General features: G+C 57.0%; 13 protein-coding genes and 1 tRNA gene. 13 read left to right on the top strand and 1 reads right to left on the bottom strand.

Going from position 1 to position 16239, the window contains the following annotated elements; all coding sequences use genetic code 11:
* Positions 1 to 15 precede the first annotated feature (15 nt).
* The 13 genes from hmcF to G452_RS0101715 all read left to right on the top strand — a co-directional run bounded on the left by hmcF (position 16) and on the right by G452_RS0101715 (position 15475).
* Positions 16 to 1416 (top strand): sulfate respiration complex iron-sulfur protein HmcF, encoded by a 1401-nt coding sequence (hmcF, locus tag G452_RS0101775; protein WP_022660542.1) that lies wholly within the window; start codon positions 16 to 18, stop codon positions 1414 to 1416.
* Between the two features lie 64 nt (positions 1417 to 1480).
* Entirely contained in the window at positions 1481 to 2017 is a 537-nt protein-coding gene (locus tag G452_RS0101770) for a hypothetical protein (RefSeq protein ID WP_022660541.1), read from the top strand.
* Between the two features lies 1 nt (position 2018).
* On the top strand, positions 2019 to 2948 hold the full coding sequence (locus tag G452_RS0101765; protein ID WP_022660540.1) for a universal stress protein: 930 nt from the start codon (positions 2019 to 2021) through the stop codon (positions 2946 to 2948).
* Positions 2949 to 2963: 15 nt separating this feature from the next.
* On the top strand, positions 2964 to 3374 hold the full coding sequence (locus tag G452_RS0101760; RefSeq protein WP_022660539.1) for a response regulator: 411 nt from the start codon (positions 2964 to 2966) through the stop codon (positions 3372 to 3374).
* 49 nt (positions 3375 to 3423) lie between these two features.
* The gene (divK, locus tag G452_RS0101755; protein ID WP_022660538.1) at positions 3424 to 3777 is read left to right on the top strand and encodes a DVU0259 family response regulator domain-containing protein; all 354 of its coding nucleotides are present in this window, start codon (positions 3424 to 3426) and stop codon (positions 3775 to 3777) included.
* 107 nt (positions 3778 to 3884) lie between these two features.
* On the top strand, positions 3885 to 5885 hold the full coding sequence (locus G452_RS0101750; RefSeq protein ID WP_022660537.1) for a response regulator: 2001 nt from the start codon (positions 3885 to 3887) through the stop codon (positions 5883 to 5885).
* Positions 5886 to 6054: 169 nt separating this feature from the next.
* Complete coding sequence (locus G452_RS0101745; RefSeq protein WP_022660536.1) at positions 6055 to 7125, top strand: ABC transporter substrate-binding protein; 1071 nt, start codon at positions 6055 to 6057, stop codon at positions 7123 to 7125.
* 3 nt (positions 7126 to 7128) lie between these two features.
* The gene (locus tag G452_RS20345; protein WP_022660535.1) at positions 7129 to 9882 is read left to right on the top strand and encodes a hybrid sensor histidine kinase/response regulator; all 2754 of its coding nucleotides are present in this window, start codon (positions 7129 to 7131) and stop codon (positions 9880 to 9882) included.
* A gap of 127 nt (positions 9883 to 10009) precedes the next feature.
* Positions 10010 to 10085: transfer RNA gene (locus G452_RS0101735), tRNA-Thr, on the top strand.
* Between the two features lie 229 nt (positions 10086 to 10314).
* The gene (locus G452_RS0101730; RefSeq protein ID WP_022660534.1) at positions 10315 to 10572 is read left to right on the top strand and encodes a type II toxin-antitoxin system ParD family antitoxin; all 258 of its coding nucleotides are present in this window, start codon (positions 10315 to 10317) and stop codon (positions 10570 to 10572) included.
* On the top strand, positions 10565 to 10864 hold the full coding sequence (locus G452_RS0101725) for a type II toxin-antitoxin system RelE/ParE family toxin (RefSeq protein WP_022660533.1): 300 nt from the start codon (positions 10565 to 10567) through the stop codon (positions 10862 to 10864). The genes G452_RS0101730 and G452_RS0101725 overlap by 8 nt, the downstream gene beginning before the upstream one ends.
* A gap of 390 nt (positions 10865 to 11254) precedes the next feature.
* A complete protein-coding gene (locus G452_RS0101720; protein WP_022660532.1) occupies positions 11255 to 11677 on the top strand; it encodes a cupredoxin domain-containing protein in 423 nt (140 codons plus the stop codon).
* A 123-nt stretch (positions 11678 to 11800) separates the two neighbouring features.
* Positions 11801 to 15475 carry a hypothetical protein gene (locus tag G452_RS0101715; protein WP_022660531.1) on the top strand — a complete coding sequence of 1225 codons (3675 nt, stop codon included), beginning with the start codon at positions 11801 to 11803 and terminating at the stop codon, positions 15473 to 15475.
* Between the two features lie 475 nt (positions 15476 to 15950).
* Here G452_RS0101715 and G452_RS17640 read toward each other — a convergent pair.
* Positions 15951 to 16239, bottom strand: a 289-nt coding sequence (locus G452_RS17640) for an integrase core domain-containing protein (RefSeq protein ID WP_022660530.1), incomplete at its 5' end; no start/stop codon positions are given.

Genomic DNA, 16239 nt, shown 5'->3' with positions numbered 1-16239 from the left:
GAGGAGCAATGAATCATGCCTGAAGGTACCCTCTGCAATAAAAAGCCCATCAACACCAAGGAGGAGCTCGACGCTCTCCTGGCGGACAAGGGCGGCAAGGTCTACTACGAGGAAATGAAGTCCCTCGAAGTGGACATGGATAAGCTCAAAGCCTCGTTCAAGAACACGCTCAAGTCCCGGACCCGGACCTGGCTGGACATGTGCGCCCACTGCGGCCTCTGCGCGGACTCCTGCTTCCTGTACAACGTGAACAAGCGCGACCCGAAGCAGGTGCCCTCGTACAAGATCCAGTCCACCCTGGGCGAGATGGTCCGCCGGGCCGAGAAGAACCTCCCCGTGGACAACGAGTTCATGCGCTACTGCATGGACACGGCCTGGTCCAAGTGCACCTGCTGCAACCGCTGCGGCAGCTTCTGCCCCTACGGCATCGACATGGGCGTCATGTTCGGCTACCTGCGCGGCCTGCTCAACTCCCAGGGCTTCGTGCCGTGGGAGCTGAAGATCGGCTCCGGCATGCACCGCATCTACCGCGCCCAGATGGACGTGACCAGCGAAGACTGGGTCGAAACCTGCGAGTGGATGGCCGAGGAAACCGAGGACGAATGGCCGGGCATCGAGATCCCCGTCGACAAGGAAGACGCGGACATCATGTACACCTGCAACGCCCGCGAGCCCAAGCACTACCCGGAAGACCTGGCCGAGGCGGCCATCCTCTTCCACATCACCGGCGAGAACTGGACCGTGCCCAGCACCGGCTGGGAGCAGACCAGCCTGTCCATGTTCGCGGGCGACTGGGAAGCCTGCAAGCTCCAGGTGGAAACGGTCTACGCCGCCATCGAGCGGCTGCGTCCCAAGCGCGTCATCGGCACCGAGTGCGGCCACGCCCACCGCGCCACCGTGGTGGAAGGCCCCTACTGGGCCGGACGCAAGGACGGAAACCCGCCCGCGCCCTACATCCACTACACGGAATGGGTCCACGAGATCCTGACCACGGGCAAGCTCAAGATCGACCCTGCCAAGCGCATCAAGGTCAAGACCACCTACCAGGATTCCTGCAACTACATCCGCAACCACGGCATGGCCGACAAGGTGCGCGAGATCATGGACTACCTGGTGGAGCCCGGCTACTTCGTCGAGATGACCCCCAACCGCGAGCACAACTACTGCTGCGGCGGCGGCGGCGGATTCAACGGCGTGGGCAAGTATCGCCCGCAGCGCAACGTGGCGCTCAAGTGCAAGCGCGACCAGATCCTGGCCACAGGCGCCGAGCTGGTCATCGCCCCCTGCCACAACTGCTGGGACGCCATCCGCGACCTTGAGGAAGAGTACGAAATCGGCATCAAGTGGAGCTTCCTGAAGCCCTTGCTCATCGAGATGGCCATCATTCCCGACCATCTCAAGCCTGCGGACGAGTAGAAAGACCGGCCAGGGGTTCTACACCTCTGGCCTTTTTTCGAAGAGAACTGTATCGGTAGGGAAAATGAACGCCATCGTACTCCGCGCGGACGGCGCGCTCCTCGAAGGCGGCAAGACCGTCGAAACCACCCCGCTGCGGCACCTCAACGCCGCGGTGACGCTGGCCGACGGCTACTCCCTGCGCAGTTTCTTCCGCATGGCGGAGCGCTATCCCGTGCTCCAGGAGCTGAACGCCTTTTTTCCGACCCTGCTCGAGCGGGCCGTAAAAGCCGCCGCAAGCGGCTGCACGTCGCCGGGTACGGACCGGCTGGAACTGTTCCGGACCGTGGAGATGATCGGTTTTCCCGGCAAGCCCAGGATGGAGATCTACACCTCCCTCATGGGCGTCGGCCCGGAAGGCCGCTCCGAAATCCGGTTCATCCAGCTCGAAGACCTGCTGGACGTGCCCCTGAGCCTGGGGCCGCTGCGGCACGTGGTCCTCGGAGACAAGGTCGACAGCTTCGAGTTCGAGACAGTGTACAGCCTGTTCGAGTTCATCGAGGGCGTCACCTGGGAGCTGGGCTTCCACGGAACCCCCATGCAATGCAAAATTGGGAGGTAGCATGTACTACAAGAAGATCCTTTTCGCCACGACGGCCTCTCCCGCCTGCGACAACGCAGCCAAGGTCGCCTTCGACATGGCGATGAAATACGACGCCGAACTCGTGGTCTTCCACGTGCTCGGCGTGCCCACCCGCGGCTTTTCCACCCAGGTCACGGACGTGAAGACCGGCGAGCTGGAGGAGATGTACGACGAGAACTACGTGGCCCTGGTCAAGGAAGAGATCAAGTCCTACTACGAGGAGCTTTCCGACCAGGTCAACGTGCGCATCGAGACCGGCGTGGGCGTGCCCTACCGCGAGATCCTGCGCCAGGCCCGCGCCGAGGACGCCGATCTGATCATCATGGGCTCCAACACCCGCGCCGAGGACGTCAGCTCCACCCGCTACCGCGGCGTGGCAGGCGAGACCCTGCGCAAGGTGGCCAAGCGCGCCCGCTGCCCCGTGGCGATCATCTCGCGCCCCTGCACCACCTGCTGGAAGCTCTTCTCCAACATCGTGGTGGCCACGGACTTCTCCAAGGCTTCCGACTCCGCCTTCATGTACGCCATGAAGTCCGCCGAGGCCGTGGGAGCAAGGCTCTACATCTTCCACGCCTACGATCTCTCCGCGTCCTACGCGGGCGGCAAGGCGCCGACCCAGGGCGAGATCGAGCAGCGCGTCAAGGAAGCCGAACAGAAGATCAAGGAAAGGTACCTGAGCAAAATGGACGGCTTCGACAACTACGAAGTGGCCATCTGGGAAGGCACCCCCTATGTCGAGATTCTGAAGTACGCGCGGGCCAAGCAGGCCGACCTCATCGTCATGGCCCACCACGCCCGCGAATACTCCAATCCGGACGAGGCCGAGTTCGGCAGCACCGTGGAGGAAGTGGTCCTCCGCGCTCCCTGCCCCGTGGCCAGCGTCAACCATCCGGACAAGGTGGCCGACTAGCCGCCCGGAGAATGCATGACCCGAGGGAAGGTTCTCGTCGTCGATGACGAACTGCACCTGCGCGTGTTCCTGAGCACCGCCTTCAAGACGGCCGGATACGAAGTCGTCTGCGCCCCGAACGGGGACAAGGGCCTGGAGGCCGCGCGCAAGGAGCGTCCCGACCTGATCACCCTGGACCTGATGATGCCCGGCGAAGGCGGGGTGACCATGTACCAGGGGCTTCAGTCCGACCCCGAACTGAACGCGACGCCCGTGATCGTCGTGTCGGCCGTGGAGGCGAGAACCTTCCTGCATTCCCTCAGAACCGTGGCCGCGGGACGGGGGCTGACCCTCCCGGAACCGGCGGCCTACGAAGAAAAACCACCGAATCCCAACCGTCTGCTCCGGCTCGCCGCCGAATTGATCGGCGGCAGGGGAACGTCCTGACCGGAGACATTCGGAACGACATATACACGAACATCCCATGGAGGCTCCGATGAGCAAGAAGATCATGGTCGTCGACGACGATCAGAACATCGTGGACTATCTTGTCACCCTTTTCGAGGACAACGGCTACGAGACCTGTTCCGCCAGCGACGGCGTGGAGGCCCTGGTGGTCATGAAGGACGAGAAGCCCGACCTGGTGACCCTGGACCTGGAGATGCCCGACGAGTGGGGGCCTCGGTTCTACCGCAAGTTCAACCAGGATCCCGAGCTCATGGACACCCCCGTCATCGTCATCAGCGGACTTTCCGGCATCCACCTGGCCATTCGCAAGGCCGTGGCCACCGTGAACAAGCCCTTTGATCCCGATCAGGTGCTGAAGATCGTGCAGGACGCCATCGGCTAAGAGCGGCTAGAAAACAGGCAATATTTTCAGGAGGGTACCGTTCCTCTGCATTTTCAGGAACGGTACCCCCGTCTCACCTTACGCGCAAAATCGGGCACATCAGCAGCATGGACAAGAAGCTTCTTCTGGTTGACGACGAGGACGGCCTGCGCCGCGTTCTGGGCATCTCGCTCACGGACATCGGCTACGAGGTCCACACCGCCTCGAACGCGGAAGAAGCCCTGGAACGCTTCCAGGCCTTGCGCGCGCCCATCGTGCTCACGGACATCAAGATGCCGGGCATGGATGGGCTGGAGCTGCTCCAGGCCATCAAGGCCATCGAGCCGGAAACGGAAGTGATCATGATCACCGGGCACGGCGACATGAACCTGGCCATCGCCAGCCTCAAGCTCGACGCCACGGACTTCATCACCAAGCCCATCAACCACGACGCCCTGGAAGTGGCCCTCAAGCGCGCCGAAGACCGCATCGCCATGCGCCGCCAGCTCCGCGAGCACACGGAGAACCTGGAACGGCTCGTGGCCGAGAAGTCCGCCAAGCTGCTCCACGCCGAACGCAGGCTGGCCACCCGCCAGGTGCTCGAAGGACTCACCGAGGCCATGGGCCAGCTGACCACGGACGTGGACGCGGGCGAGTCCATCTTCAACGAGCTGCCCTGCTTCGTGTCCGTGCACAACGCCTACCTCGAGATCATCGCCATCAACCAGCACTACCGCGACCGCCTGGGCGACTTCGTGGGCGCGAACAGCTGGGACGCCTACTGCGACCGCAAGCCCGACGACGAGGAATGCCCTGTGGGCAAGACCTTCCGCACGGGCAAGGGCCAGCGCAGCCGGGAAATCCTCACGGGCCGCGACGGCTCGGACATCCCCGTCATCGTGCACACGGCGCCCATCAAGGGCGTGGGCGAGGACGCGGACGTGGAGCTGGTGCTGGAAATTTCCGTGGACGTGCAGGAGGTCAACCGACTCCAGGAGGAGCTGCGCCAGTCGCGCGAGCGCTACCGCCAGCTCTTCGACGCCGTGCCCTGCTACATCACGGTGCAGGACCGCGACTTCAAGCTCGTGGAGGCCAACCGCCGCTTCCTGCAGGACTTCGGAGGCGACCCCGGCGAACTCTGCCACGCCGTGTTCAAGGGACGCAGCGAGCCCTGCCGCGACTGCCCCGTGGCCAAGACCTTCGCGGACGGCGAAACCCACGAGTCCGAGGAAATCGTCACCACCCTTGCGGGCGAACGCTTCAACGTGCTCGTCCAGACCGCGCCTATCCTCGACGCGGCAGGCAGGGTCGAGCAGGTCATGGAGCTGTCCACGGACATCACCCAGATCCGGCGGCTCCAGGACCACCTGACCAACCTCGGCCTGCTCCTCGGCACCGTTTCCCACGGGGTCAAGGGGCTGCTGACAGCGCTGGACGGCGGCATCTACCGCGTGGACTCCGGATTCAAGAAGGGCAACGAGAAGCAGGTCCAGGCGGGCTGGAAGGTGGTCCGGCAGATGGTCGGCCGCATCCGCGCCATGGTCCTCGACATCCTCTACTACGCCAAGAAGCGCGACCTGCGCTGGGAACGGGTGGACGCCCTGGAATTCGCGAACCAGGTCGCGGACATCGCCGAGGCCAAGGCCCAGGACAACGGCATTTCCTTCATTCGAGACTTCGCCCCGGACCTGGGCGAGTTCGAGGTCGATCCCGGCATCGTCAGCTCCGCGCTGGTCAACCTCCTGGAAAACGCCGTGGACGCCTGCCTCATGGACAAGAGCGGCGCCAAGGGCGAAGCCGGCTCCGCCAAGGACCACGTCATCCGCTTCCATCTCTCGGAACGCGGGGACGACGTGCTCTTCGGCATCGAGGACAACGGCATGGGCATGGACCAGGAAACCCGCAACAAGCTCTTCACCCTGTTCTTCTCCTCCAAGGGCGACCGCGGCACGGGGCTGGGGCTGTTCATGTCCAACCAGATCGTGGAACAGCACGGCGGCTCCATCGTCGTGGAATCCGAGCCGGGCAAGGGGTCGCGCTTCACGGTCCGGCTGCCCAAGGTGCTGGCCCAGTCCGCAAAAACGTCGCAAACCCGCGAAACTGAGTCCGGGCAAGCCTGCGCGGACTGACCGAACGCCCCCTACCCTCCCTTGCGCGTTGCGGCTTGTCCGGAGATCGGCTATCCATGACAAGCGCGGACACTGTCGACAACCTGCAGAGCGCGGCCTGCCATCACGCACGCCCGTAAGGCTTCGATTTCGTTCCGTTGGAATCCGCACCAATCTTCGGGGGGGGAAGATGCGCATTCACACTCGCAGGATCTTTTCAATCCTGCTCGCCGCGTTCCTGCTCGTGTCCTGCTCGGAACAGGACCGCCCTGCCACGCCCGCACCCGATTCCGCGACCCTGAACTTCTACAACTGGGAAGACTACATCCTCCTGGAATTGATCACGGAATTCGAAAAGACAACGGGCATCAAAATCAATCTCTACACCTACAAGGACGAGGACGACATCCTGGCCGCGCTGCAATCGGGCCTTTCCGGCGTGGACCTCGTGGTCGTCAGCGACAACATCGTGCTGGAGCTTCAACAGGCCAAGCTGCTGCAGGAGCTCGATCCCGTCCTGATTCCCAATCTGGCCAACGCCAAGGCCCACCCCTATTTCTTCGCGCCCCACGGCGACGAAATCGTAGCGGCTCCCTACATGCTCGGAACAGGCGGGGTCATCGTGAACTCGGAGCATGTTCCCGACGACGCGAACAGCTGGGACGTACTCTGGAACCCCGCGTACAAGGGGCGCATCGCCATGCTGGACAACAGCATGGACGTGATCAACGCGGGCTTCAAGTCCCTGGGGTACAGCATCAATACCGAAGATCCGGAACAGATCGAGGCGATGAGGGACAGGCTGCTGGCCCAGCGGCCCCTGCTGGCCGGATACTACGATCCCGTTACCATAGTCTCCAAAATGGCCTCCGGCGAGCTTTGGGCCGCGCAACTGTACAACGGCGACGCCATGGCCGCCGTGGAAAGCAATCCCGCGCTGCGCTATTTCGTGCCTGTGGAGGGCGCGAGCATTTGGGTGGACTGCCTCGTGGTTCCCCGGAACGCCCCCCATCCGGACGCTGCCCAGCGCTTCATCAATTACCTGCACGACCCATCGGTCATGGCCCGCAACGCCGAATATCTCTGGTATCAGCCGGTCAATCTCCCGGCCATCGACCTGCTCCCGGCAGAAATCCGCAATGCGCCCGAGGTGTTTCCGCCGCGCGAGGTGCAGAACCGCTGCGAACACGTCGAGCCCATCTCCCCTGAATCCATGCGCGAACGGCTCGCCGCCTGGGCGGAACTGCGGACGGCGAAGTAGACGATGCGCCTGCACCTCAAAATCGGCCTGCTCCTGCTGCTCATGGGACTCGTGCCCCTTTTGACCATGGTCGGCCACACCTTCTTCCACCTGGAAGAATCCATGCGGGAAAGCACGAACCGTTCGCTGCTCGCGCTCAGCGCGCAGGTCGGGAAGGACGTGCAGCGCACGGTCAACGAAGGGGTGCGCAGCCTGAATCTGCTCGCGCGCAGTCCAGTCCTGACGTCCCTGGAAGTCGACGGGGAATCCGTGCGCCAGGAGCTGCTCAAGACCAATCGCTTCCATCCCATACTCAAGGATATCACCGTCCTCGACAAGGCTGGACGCGTGCGCGCCTCCATCAGCAACTCCTTCCGCGGCAGCTGGGCCGAGACGCTCTGGTTCAAGCACGCCATGCTCGGCAAGAGCGGCTTCTACGGCGCGCACGCCATGCTCTACCCCTTCGACGTGGTCATGACCGCGTCGGCTCCGCTGGTCAATCCGGTCACCGGCCGCATCATCGGCGTCGTGGTCGGCCACCTGAGCATGACGCCCGTCTGGGACGTTGTCCACGACGTGGACCTCGGCCCCGAAGGTTGGGCCATGATCGTGGATTCGTCCAGCGTGGTCGTCGCTTCCAACGATTCCAATCAGCTCCTGCATCCCCTGGCCCAAGGCGAACTGCGCGACCGACTGCAGAAGCAGGGCAACGGCACCCTGCTCACGGAAGATGGACCGGCCTTGCTCGTCGGCGCCTTTTCCGACGTGGACGGAGAGCAGGCCAACGACGTGCACACGGGCTGGCGCGTGGTGCTGCTTCAGAACAGCGACCAGGCGTACGCGGCAGTGGCGGGCGTGCAGCGCAGCCTCCTCCTGGCCGGAACCCTGTCCCTGTTGAGCGTGCTGCTGCTGAGCCTGCTTTTCAGCCGCGTGCTCAAACGCTGGCTCGCCCGGTTCACGGATGCGCTCCAGAAGCTCGGCCAGGGGGATTTTTCCGCACGCATCGAAGTGCGCGGTTCCGACGAGATCGCCCAGCTTGCCGCCTCCGTGAACCGCACGGCGGAAAAGCTCCAGGAATCCTCCGCAAAACTGCGCCAGTACCAGCTCGGCCTGGAAAACCAGGTCCGCTCGCGCACCTCCGAGCTGGAAACAGCAAAGAACGAAGCCGAACGCGCCAACAAGGCCAAGAGCGACTTCCTGGCCAACATGAGCCATGAAATCCGCACCCCGCTCAATGCCATCAATGGGCTGACGGAAATCGTGCTCCAGGGCGATCTCGCCCCTGGCCAGCGCGATGCCCTGGAAACCGTGCTCGACTCCGCGGAACACCTGCTCAACGTCTTCAACGACATTCTCGACTTCTCCCTGGCCGAGTCCAATCGCCTGGAACTGTCCATCAGCGACTTCGACCTTCACACCGTGCTCCGGTCCGTGATCAACGCCTTGAGGCTGCAAACCGAGGCCAAGGGACTTCTTCTGCAACTGCACATCGACCCGAACACGCCGCGTTTTCTGCGCGGCGACCCCGGCCGGCTGCGACAGGTGCTCTTCAACCTCTGCGGCAACGCGGTCAAATTCACGCAGAAAGGCGAAGTGTCCCTCCAGGCGAGTCCCGGCCCGCAGCAGAGCGAAGAGGGGGATTCCCAGGTTTTCGTGCTCTTTTCCGTCCGCGACACGGGCCCCGGCATTCCTGAGCATCTCCAGGAATCCATCTTTGAAAGCTTTCGGCATGGCGAAGCACCCGTCGATCTCATTCCGCGCGGCACGGGACTGGGGCTGTCCATATGCAGCCGCCTCGTGGACCTCATGCAGGGGCGCATCTGGCTGGACAGCGCGCCGGGCAGAGGCAGCGAATTCTTCTTCACGGCCAGCTTCAAGCTGGGCGATCCCGGCCGGGCACTCATGCCGGAAAAACTGCACATGCGCACCCTGCACAGCGCGGCAGCGCAGCGAATCAGGGTGCTGGTGGTTGAAGACAACCCCGTGAACATCAAAGTGGTCACCCTGCACCTGAACAAGCTCGGATATGAATGGCAGGTGGCCACCGAAGGGACGCAGGCTCTGGAACTGCTGAAATCCGGGGACTTCGACCTCGTGCTCATGGACGTTGAGATGCCCGGAATGGACGGGTTGGAGGCCACAAAGCAGATCCGCGCCGGGCTGAACGGCGTGGACTCCACGATACCCATCGTGGCCCTGACAGCACACACGACGGACGAGGTCAAACATCGCTGCTTCCGGGCAGGGATGGACGACTTCCTGACCAAGCCGGTACGCATGGCCGACCTGGCGGTGCTCCTGCGACGCTTCGCCCCCCTGCGCAAGCGTGAGGAGGCCAAGGACATGGTCGAAGAATCCGCTCCGGACGGACAGGCTCAACCGGCGAACGCCTCCCCAAAGACGACCGCTTCCCCGGAACCCGCGAAGCCGTCGATCCCGGTGGGCGCGATCCCGCTCATCGACCGCATGGCAGCCATGCAGCGCCTGGGCATCGACGACGCGACCTATGACATGATTCTCGCTGCGGCCTTGGAAGAATCCGTGGTGCGCCTGAAGCTGGCGAAAGAGGCGCTGGAAACCGGAGACATGGAAAGCCTGCGACGCCACGCCCACACCATGAAAAGCAGCGCCAAGAGCATCGGGGCCGAGAAATGCCACGAGCTCTCCCTGGCCCTGGAACAGGCGGCCCTGGCCGGGGCGGAGTCCCGCTGCGCGGAACTGCTCGACAAGCTGAAGGAGGAGTCTGCCGCCCTGCTCCGCGAAGCCGAAGGCAGCTAGCGCGGAGGCCGAAACATGGCCGCCCACCTCGCCCCTCACCCTGCCCGCCGCCCGCTTTCCATCCTCCCGGCGGCAATTCCCACTTGACCTACGGCGCAGACATCCTATAAAAGAACCTTCCGCAAACGCCAGGATAGCTCAGTTGGTAGAGCAGCTGATTCGTAATCAGCAGGTCGTGAGTTCGAGTCTCATTCCTGGCTCCAGAAAAAAGAAGTCCCCGCAGTGTGTTATCGCATTGCGGGGATTCTTCGTTTGGGCAGAAAACACCGACTGTACGCAAACTGTACGCAGACTTTGCGGACAGTTTCAGGCAACTTGAGAACGGTCCTGGCCGGTTCACCCCTCGAAATATCGCCCCCCAGCATGAGTCGTTCAATCTGTTTACAAGGATTGTCAATCTTTGTATTCTGCACTCAACGCAAGGAGGGAAGCATGCACATATCCCTGACTCCGACCCTGGAAAAGAGCATCCGGGAAAAGGTGGAAAGCGGCCTCTACAACAACGCGAGCGAGGTTGTCCGGGAGGCGCTCCGGTTCATGGAGACGCACGAGGAACTGGTCCGCCAGATGAAGCTGGACGCGCTCCGGTGTGAACTGCGCCTGGGGGCCGAACAGGCCGATCGCGGCGAATTCGTCGCGGAGAGCATGGAAGACATCATCGCCGAGGCCAGGCAGCGCCGGAATGGCTGATGTCCGCATCACGGCGGCTGCCAAGGCGCATCTGCTCGGCATCTGGGAATACACGGCAGCCCAGTGGAGCGAGGATCAGGCGGACGCCTACCTGCGCGAGATCAAAACCGCTTTCGAACGGCTGACCGAGAATCCCCTGCTCGGCATCCACCGCCCCGAAATCGCGACGGGCTACCGCTCCCTTCCATCCGGCAAGCATGTCATCTTCTACACGCTCGACAAGAAAGAAGACGCCATCAACATTATTGGCGTGTTGCACGCCCGGATGGATGTTCGCAGTCACCTCGAATAGTCCTGAGCTTTGCCGAATCGCGACGGCATGCCAGGTAACGCCGGCCAACATGAGAAAAGCATGATTTCCTGTAAATATAACCAGTAAGAGCGTGAGTTCAAGTCTCATTCCTGGCTCCAGAATGATTTAAGTGGCTTACAGCATTTTTTGCCGTAAGCCACTTTTTCATTTTCTGGAAGCTGTCCATAATTTGTCCATCAAAATGCGGGAAGTGGTATGTGGAAACGGGATATTCGACTATCTCCCCCCCTTTCTTCATAGGCTTGCCCGCTCTCTTTCACTAGAAAAGCCAACCCTAAAAAGAACATTTCATTCCGCTTCTCGGAGCCCCCCCCTTGACGCAAAACAAACCATCAAATATTGTATCCAAAACAAGAAGGAGGGGGCAAGATGTCACTTTTTGAGCGCTTAGACCAACTTTTTGAAGAGAATACCACGGAGGATGAAACCGTTTTTTCGGTAGAATTAGGTCATGGGCACACATACAATGGCGACGTTTTTGTTGGCTTCATACACGAAGGGGACGAAAACGAAGCTGGCGAACATCTATTTGGAGTTGAAAGCGCCTTGACTGAAATCTCCCCTTCCAAAGCTGGTTTCATTGTCGAGATTCACATTGATGCCTTCCATGATGATGGAATCGAATTCTTTGTGATTGGTTCAGAATCCAACGACTGGGCACAAGAAATAATCAGAACCCGCAATGACGGCAATGGTTATGAATATGATTACTCTGACGAACACAAATTTTCAGATTACATCCGAATGCGCCCATTTATCTATGATGCATTAGGACGTGTTGGAGCGGTATAGCTAGAACACACATCCTCCGGTCCATCTCATTAAAACGACTCTCAAGACCAAATCGCTCTAATAACCGAAAGACTGTGCCTTTAGCCTCCTCACAACACACACGTAACCCCCTCTGAAAACGATATGAACCGCGAGTTAGACAACACCACGGAAGTATCTCAGAGGCTCGGCAAGTATTCATTCGATAGCATTGCGACTGCGATAGGAGGAATGCTCTTAAACCCTAAGCATACGGAAAACGGCTACCGCCTTGAGTTGCTAGCTTACATCTCTGCATATGCTGCAAAGGGCAAACGCCCCTATAAAATAGCAAGCCTGACAGACTTACTAAACAATCGCCTTGATTATTTTTGGAAGGGGCAAGAAGACCCACAGGAAGATGTCTTCGTTGATAATCTCATAACTGAGGAAGGTAATCTCTATTTTCTAAGCGGCCTCCTGACCTCGGCTACCTACTACGTCCAAAACATCATAGATATTTTCAGGAGCACTCCCCAAAAATACGATAGTGCTAAAAAGAGCATCTATGCCCTACTGTCACTTCTTGATGCTTCAATCAGACGAGCAAACCTAGACCTGTATACGACAGGTGAATCCAACTGCAAAAAGGATATTGTCACTACTCCTCGGGAAATACTGGAGTGGTCTAAACATGTTACCTTTTCAAAAAAAGACTTAACTCAGCTTGGCATTACCGTTGAGGAGTTGAGTCCTTTTATCGTTTCCAAAGAAGAACTTTCAGACATTTATGACAGCGAGTTCATGGAGTCTGTCATTAATGAAAAGCCCATTATCTCATCTAAAGGGAAGCTCGTCCTATTCCTTCCAACCGTACTTTTTCATTCAATTCGAAGATATGTAATTAAGATGTTTGCCGCTGAAGACGAATTGCATGTCTTCACACACAATCTCAAAATGGTTCAATTCAAGTCTATCACTAGTCTTGTCTCCTGCCTGAATGAGCATGTAATCGAATTAGATTTTGTGAAGAGAGAATTAGGTCTTTTGGGCAATATCCATGATCGATTCTATGCAAATTCTGAAGGGGATTACTACCACTTCATACAGTATTTCCCAAGCGATGAGGTCTTTACCTCCATAAACTACAATGAGGGAATTGACGGCAAGGAAATTGGCCAAAAGTTCATTGCCTACATTGAACAGTGCGCGAAGTTTACAAGCAACTTCCCTGATTTCAAGAAGGGAATTTCAATAATATTCTTTGGTGGCCTTGGAGAATCACTCGCTATTGGGTGGGACGAGAAGTTTGATCTTTGGGATATCATGCATGTTAATATTGGAGACTTAGAGCTTATGATGCATGACGCCATAGACTTCCTTCCAAGCCTGTTCGGAATTGCGCGACAAAGAGAGGAGCTTCATAAGAGGAATGTAACCTTCTCTTACCTCGACACTGACGCCTTACTTTATGCGTTCTGGAGAGATCACGAATATAGTTTGTATGCCCCACTAGGTCAATTCAACACGATGCAGAATTCAATGATCTCGATTCAATCTGACTACCTACTTAATTTCAGAAAGGGATTGAAAACCAAGATACGGCACAGATGCTATTATAACTCTCGCTTTCATAAATACTTGAGATTAAAAAACCACCAACAGAATCCCTACTTCTCCCAAAGCAATGTTGCTCAAAATAGTGTGAGCTATGACTTAGTCAAACGCAAAATCATCCTATCCCTCACCTCAAGCTCCAAGGTTCAGGTATGGGTAGAGGTCGCGCCATTTGAAGGAGACAACATACAATTCGATTTCGCCTACAGACTATGGGAGATGATTTGTAACTGGCTCATGATCCTTCTGCCCTATGTTGATCTTCACTTACCTGAGCCTATCGATTTGAGCCTAATCCTTAAGTTCCCTGTGTTCGATGGTTGGGATGGAATCAATATTGATACGCTGCCAGAGTGTGGACTTGATGAGGTTGTCAAGACGATATCTGAAATAACCTACGTTTATTTTGACGATGTCTTCGTCAAAGAATCCCACTCCCAAACCAACAGCGCAGAGAAAACTCTTTTACATAAGATATTGGGAGTAGCCTTCAAAGATCACTTGGACACCGAAACTATAGACTCAATCATTGAGAGAGCCTTTTCCAGCCCCTACAGTCGTTTTGTCCACGTCTTCCCTGCTAACAGCTATAGGGACTTAATTGCCTCACAGCACATTCCATCTAAGCCCATCACTAATCACCAATGGGACGTAGCGTGGGCAAATGCGAAAGTGTGTACTCCGGAAGATTTCGCCAAAGGGAAAATAACTAAGAGAGCTCATGCGAACAAATTCCTTAGTCAGAAAGTTGATCACCTGTGGAACCTGATTAGTGATATCCTTGTGAAACACTCGCGTTTGGATATCATTGAGTTTTGCCTTTCAAATATTGAAGCTATAGCTCACGACAAAACTATCTGGAAACGAACTGTTCCTGCACTCAAATCATTACATGATTATGCCGAAGTTAAAGGTGTCATAGCCAAAGAGCGAAGCAAGCTTGATGAGACTTCGCTGGCAACGCGTATACTTATTGAGATGGCTTACTGTAATTCACCAGAGAAAGGCGAAAGCCCCTTTGGAGTCGCTGAGTTTTCCGATTTAATAGCTCTGATTTGGACTCTTTACCTTCTCGCTTCCCACAGTGATGCAGTTCGAAGCGAATATGCGGAAAGCTGGATCACCCCTCTAGCTAATGGCTGGCTGGATCTCGACAGGACTTTCTTTGAAAAGGTAATCTCACCATACATTACTGACTTTTTTGATGTTCAATTTGCTGATTCCGATGAGGACTACAACCGCATATTTAAGATAGCTGAATCTGCGGAAAAGACGGACGATCTTTTTGATAAGAAATTCACCGAAGGAGTCACTAGCGAATACGGGGTTGATATCTTCAAAGGCTTTGAACTAGCGAACCTTATTTACGAGTATGCGCTTGAGAATGAACAACCCATACTTATACTGAGCAGGGAGGAGGTTCATAGTATACTCTCTCCCTCTGAATGCCCTCAAGCAAGCATTGAGAAGTTTTTGGACAAGTTGACCCTACCTAAAAGACCGTCTTGGGACCAGGACGCTCTAGGATTTAAAGGTGCCGATTGGTGGCCTTGGAAGTTCAAGAGGCGTTGGTCTTTCGTTTCCCGCCCAGTTCTCCAGTCTAAAGATGGTGAATTCATAATCTCACCAGGCCATTTGGATGAAAGCTTGAAGTATATATTCTACTTCGCCTCATGCGGCTCTTTCGACACTTCTTACTTTGACACTCAATCAATGAAATCTTGGATTGGACATATTGCGCATGAATTGGGGATGAAGTTTGAGAAAGAAGTTGAGTCGGCATACAAGAACATTGGTTTTAAGACTAGACAGGGACTCCTAATGACCGAATTAGGGGCAACAAAAGAGGACGGTGAGTTTCACAAAAGTGACGTGGATGTGATTGCGTGGAATGGTAGCTCTAACGAAGTCTTCATCATTGAATGCAAAAGGCTTCAGCAAGCCAAGACGCTTAGTGAAATATCTGAGCAACTCAATAAGTTTAAAGGGGTTGCTGAAGGAGAAGGAAAAGACCTACTTGGCAAACACATTGAACGCTTTGAGTGGCTGAATAAAAAAAGGGATAAACTTGCTGAAAAAGTAGGTATTAAAGCCAGCGATATGAAGCTAACCCCTTTGGTCGTTACAAACACAATTGTCCCAATGCAGTTCATCAGCTCAACGAATCATGATGCGAGCATGTTTGTAAGCTTCAACCAGATTGGGCAGAGACATAAGGGCTAACTTCTAATCCTGAGGGGGCAGCCAATCAGCATAGATAGGTCAGTCCGTAACATCATGAACAATGCGATGAATAAGCCGTAGCTCTTCGTCGGAGGCGTTGTCCATTCACTGCTTGTATGTACAGGGGCACCCCCTCTAACTTGCCCCCAATAGGGGCGTAGCCCGTAAAACTGTCCACCTTAGTTTTGCCGTCTGCTGATCCGAAGAAGTGAACCACTTCTCTCCTGGCAACAGGGCACGCCGCAGCTCCGCTCCTTTGCGCGCTCAGGGTCTGCGTCAGCGCAGGCGAGCGTGCCAACAAGCCTTCGCTTTTGATTTCTTCTTGTGATAATCTTGGACATCCTCGGAGAAATACGCGGCATTCACCACAGTGTCCGGCAGAAACACATCCTGCCCCTGGAGAAGACGGAACATAGAAGTGGGTTCACTTCTTCGGACCAGTCAGCGGCAAAACTAAGGTGGACAGATTCATGGGCTATGCCGCCTTTTTCGGGCAAGCCAGAGGAGGTACCCCCTCTGGCTTGAATTGCTGATATATCTCCATCGGCTTTCTGCCGTCAAAGGTCTTGTGCGGACGCCGGTTGTTGTAGAAATCAATCCACCAGGCCAGGGTGCGGCGAAGCTCGCTGCCCGTCTCGATCTCCCGCAGATACACGCATTCATACTTCAAGGAGCGCCAGAGACGCTCGATCATAACGTTGTCCATCCAGCGGCCTCGGCCATCCATGGAGATGCGTGCTCCGGCCTCCCGGAGCTTCCGTGTG

This window comes from Paucidesulfovibrio longus DSM 6739, assembly GCF_000420485.1.
Classification (GTDB): domain Bacteria; phylum Desulfobacterota; class Desulfovibrionia; order Desulfovibrionales; family Desulfovibrionaceae; genus Paucidesulfovibrio; species Paucidesulfovibrio longus.
Note: the sequence above shows the minus strand (reverse complement) of the source record. Positions and strands in the feature narration are given on the sequence as shown.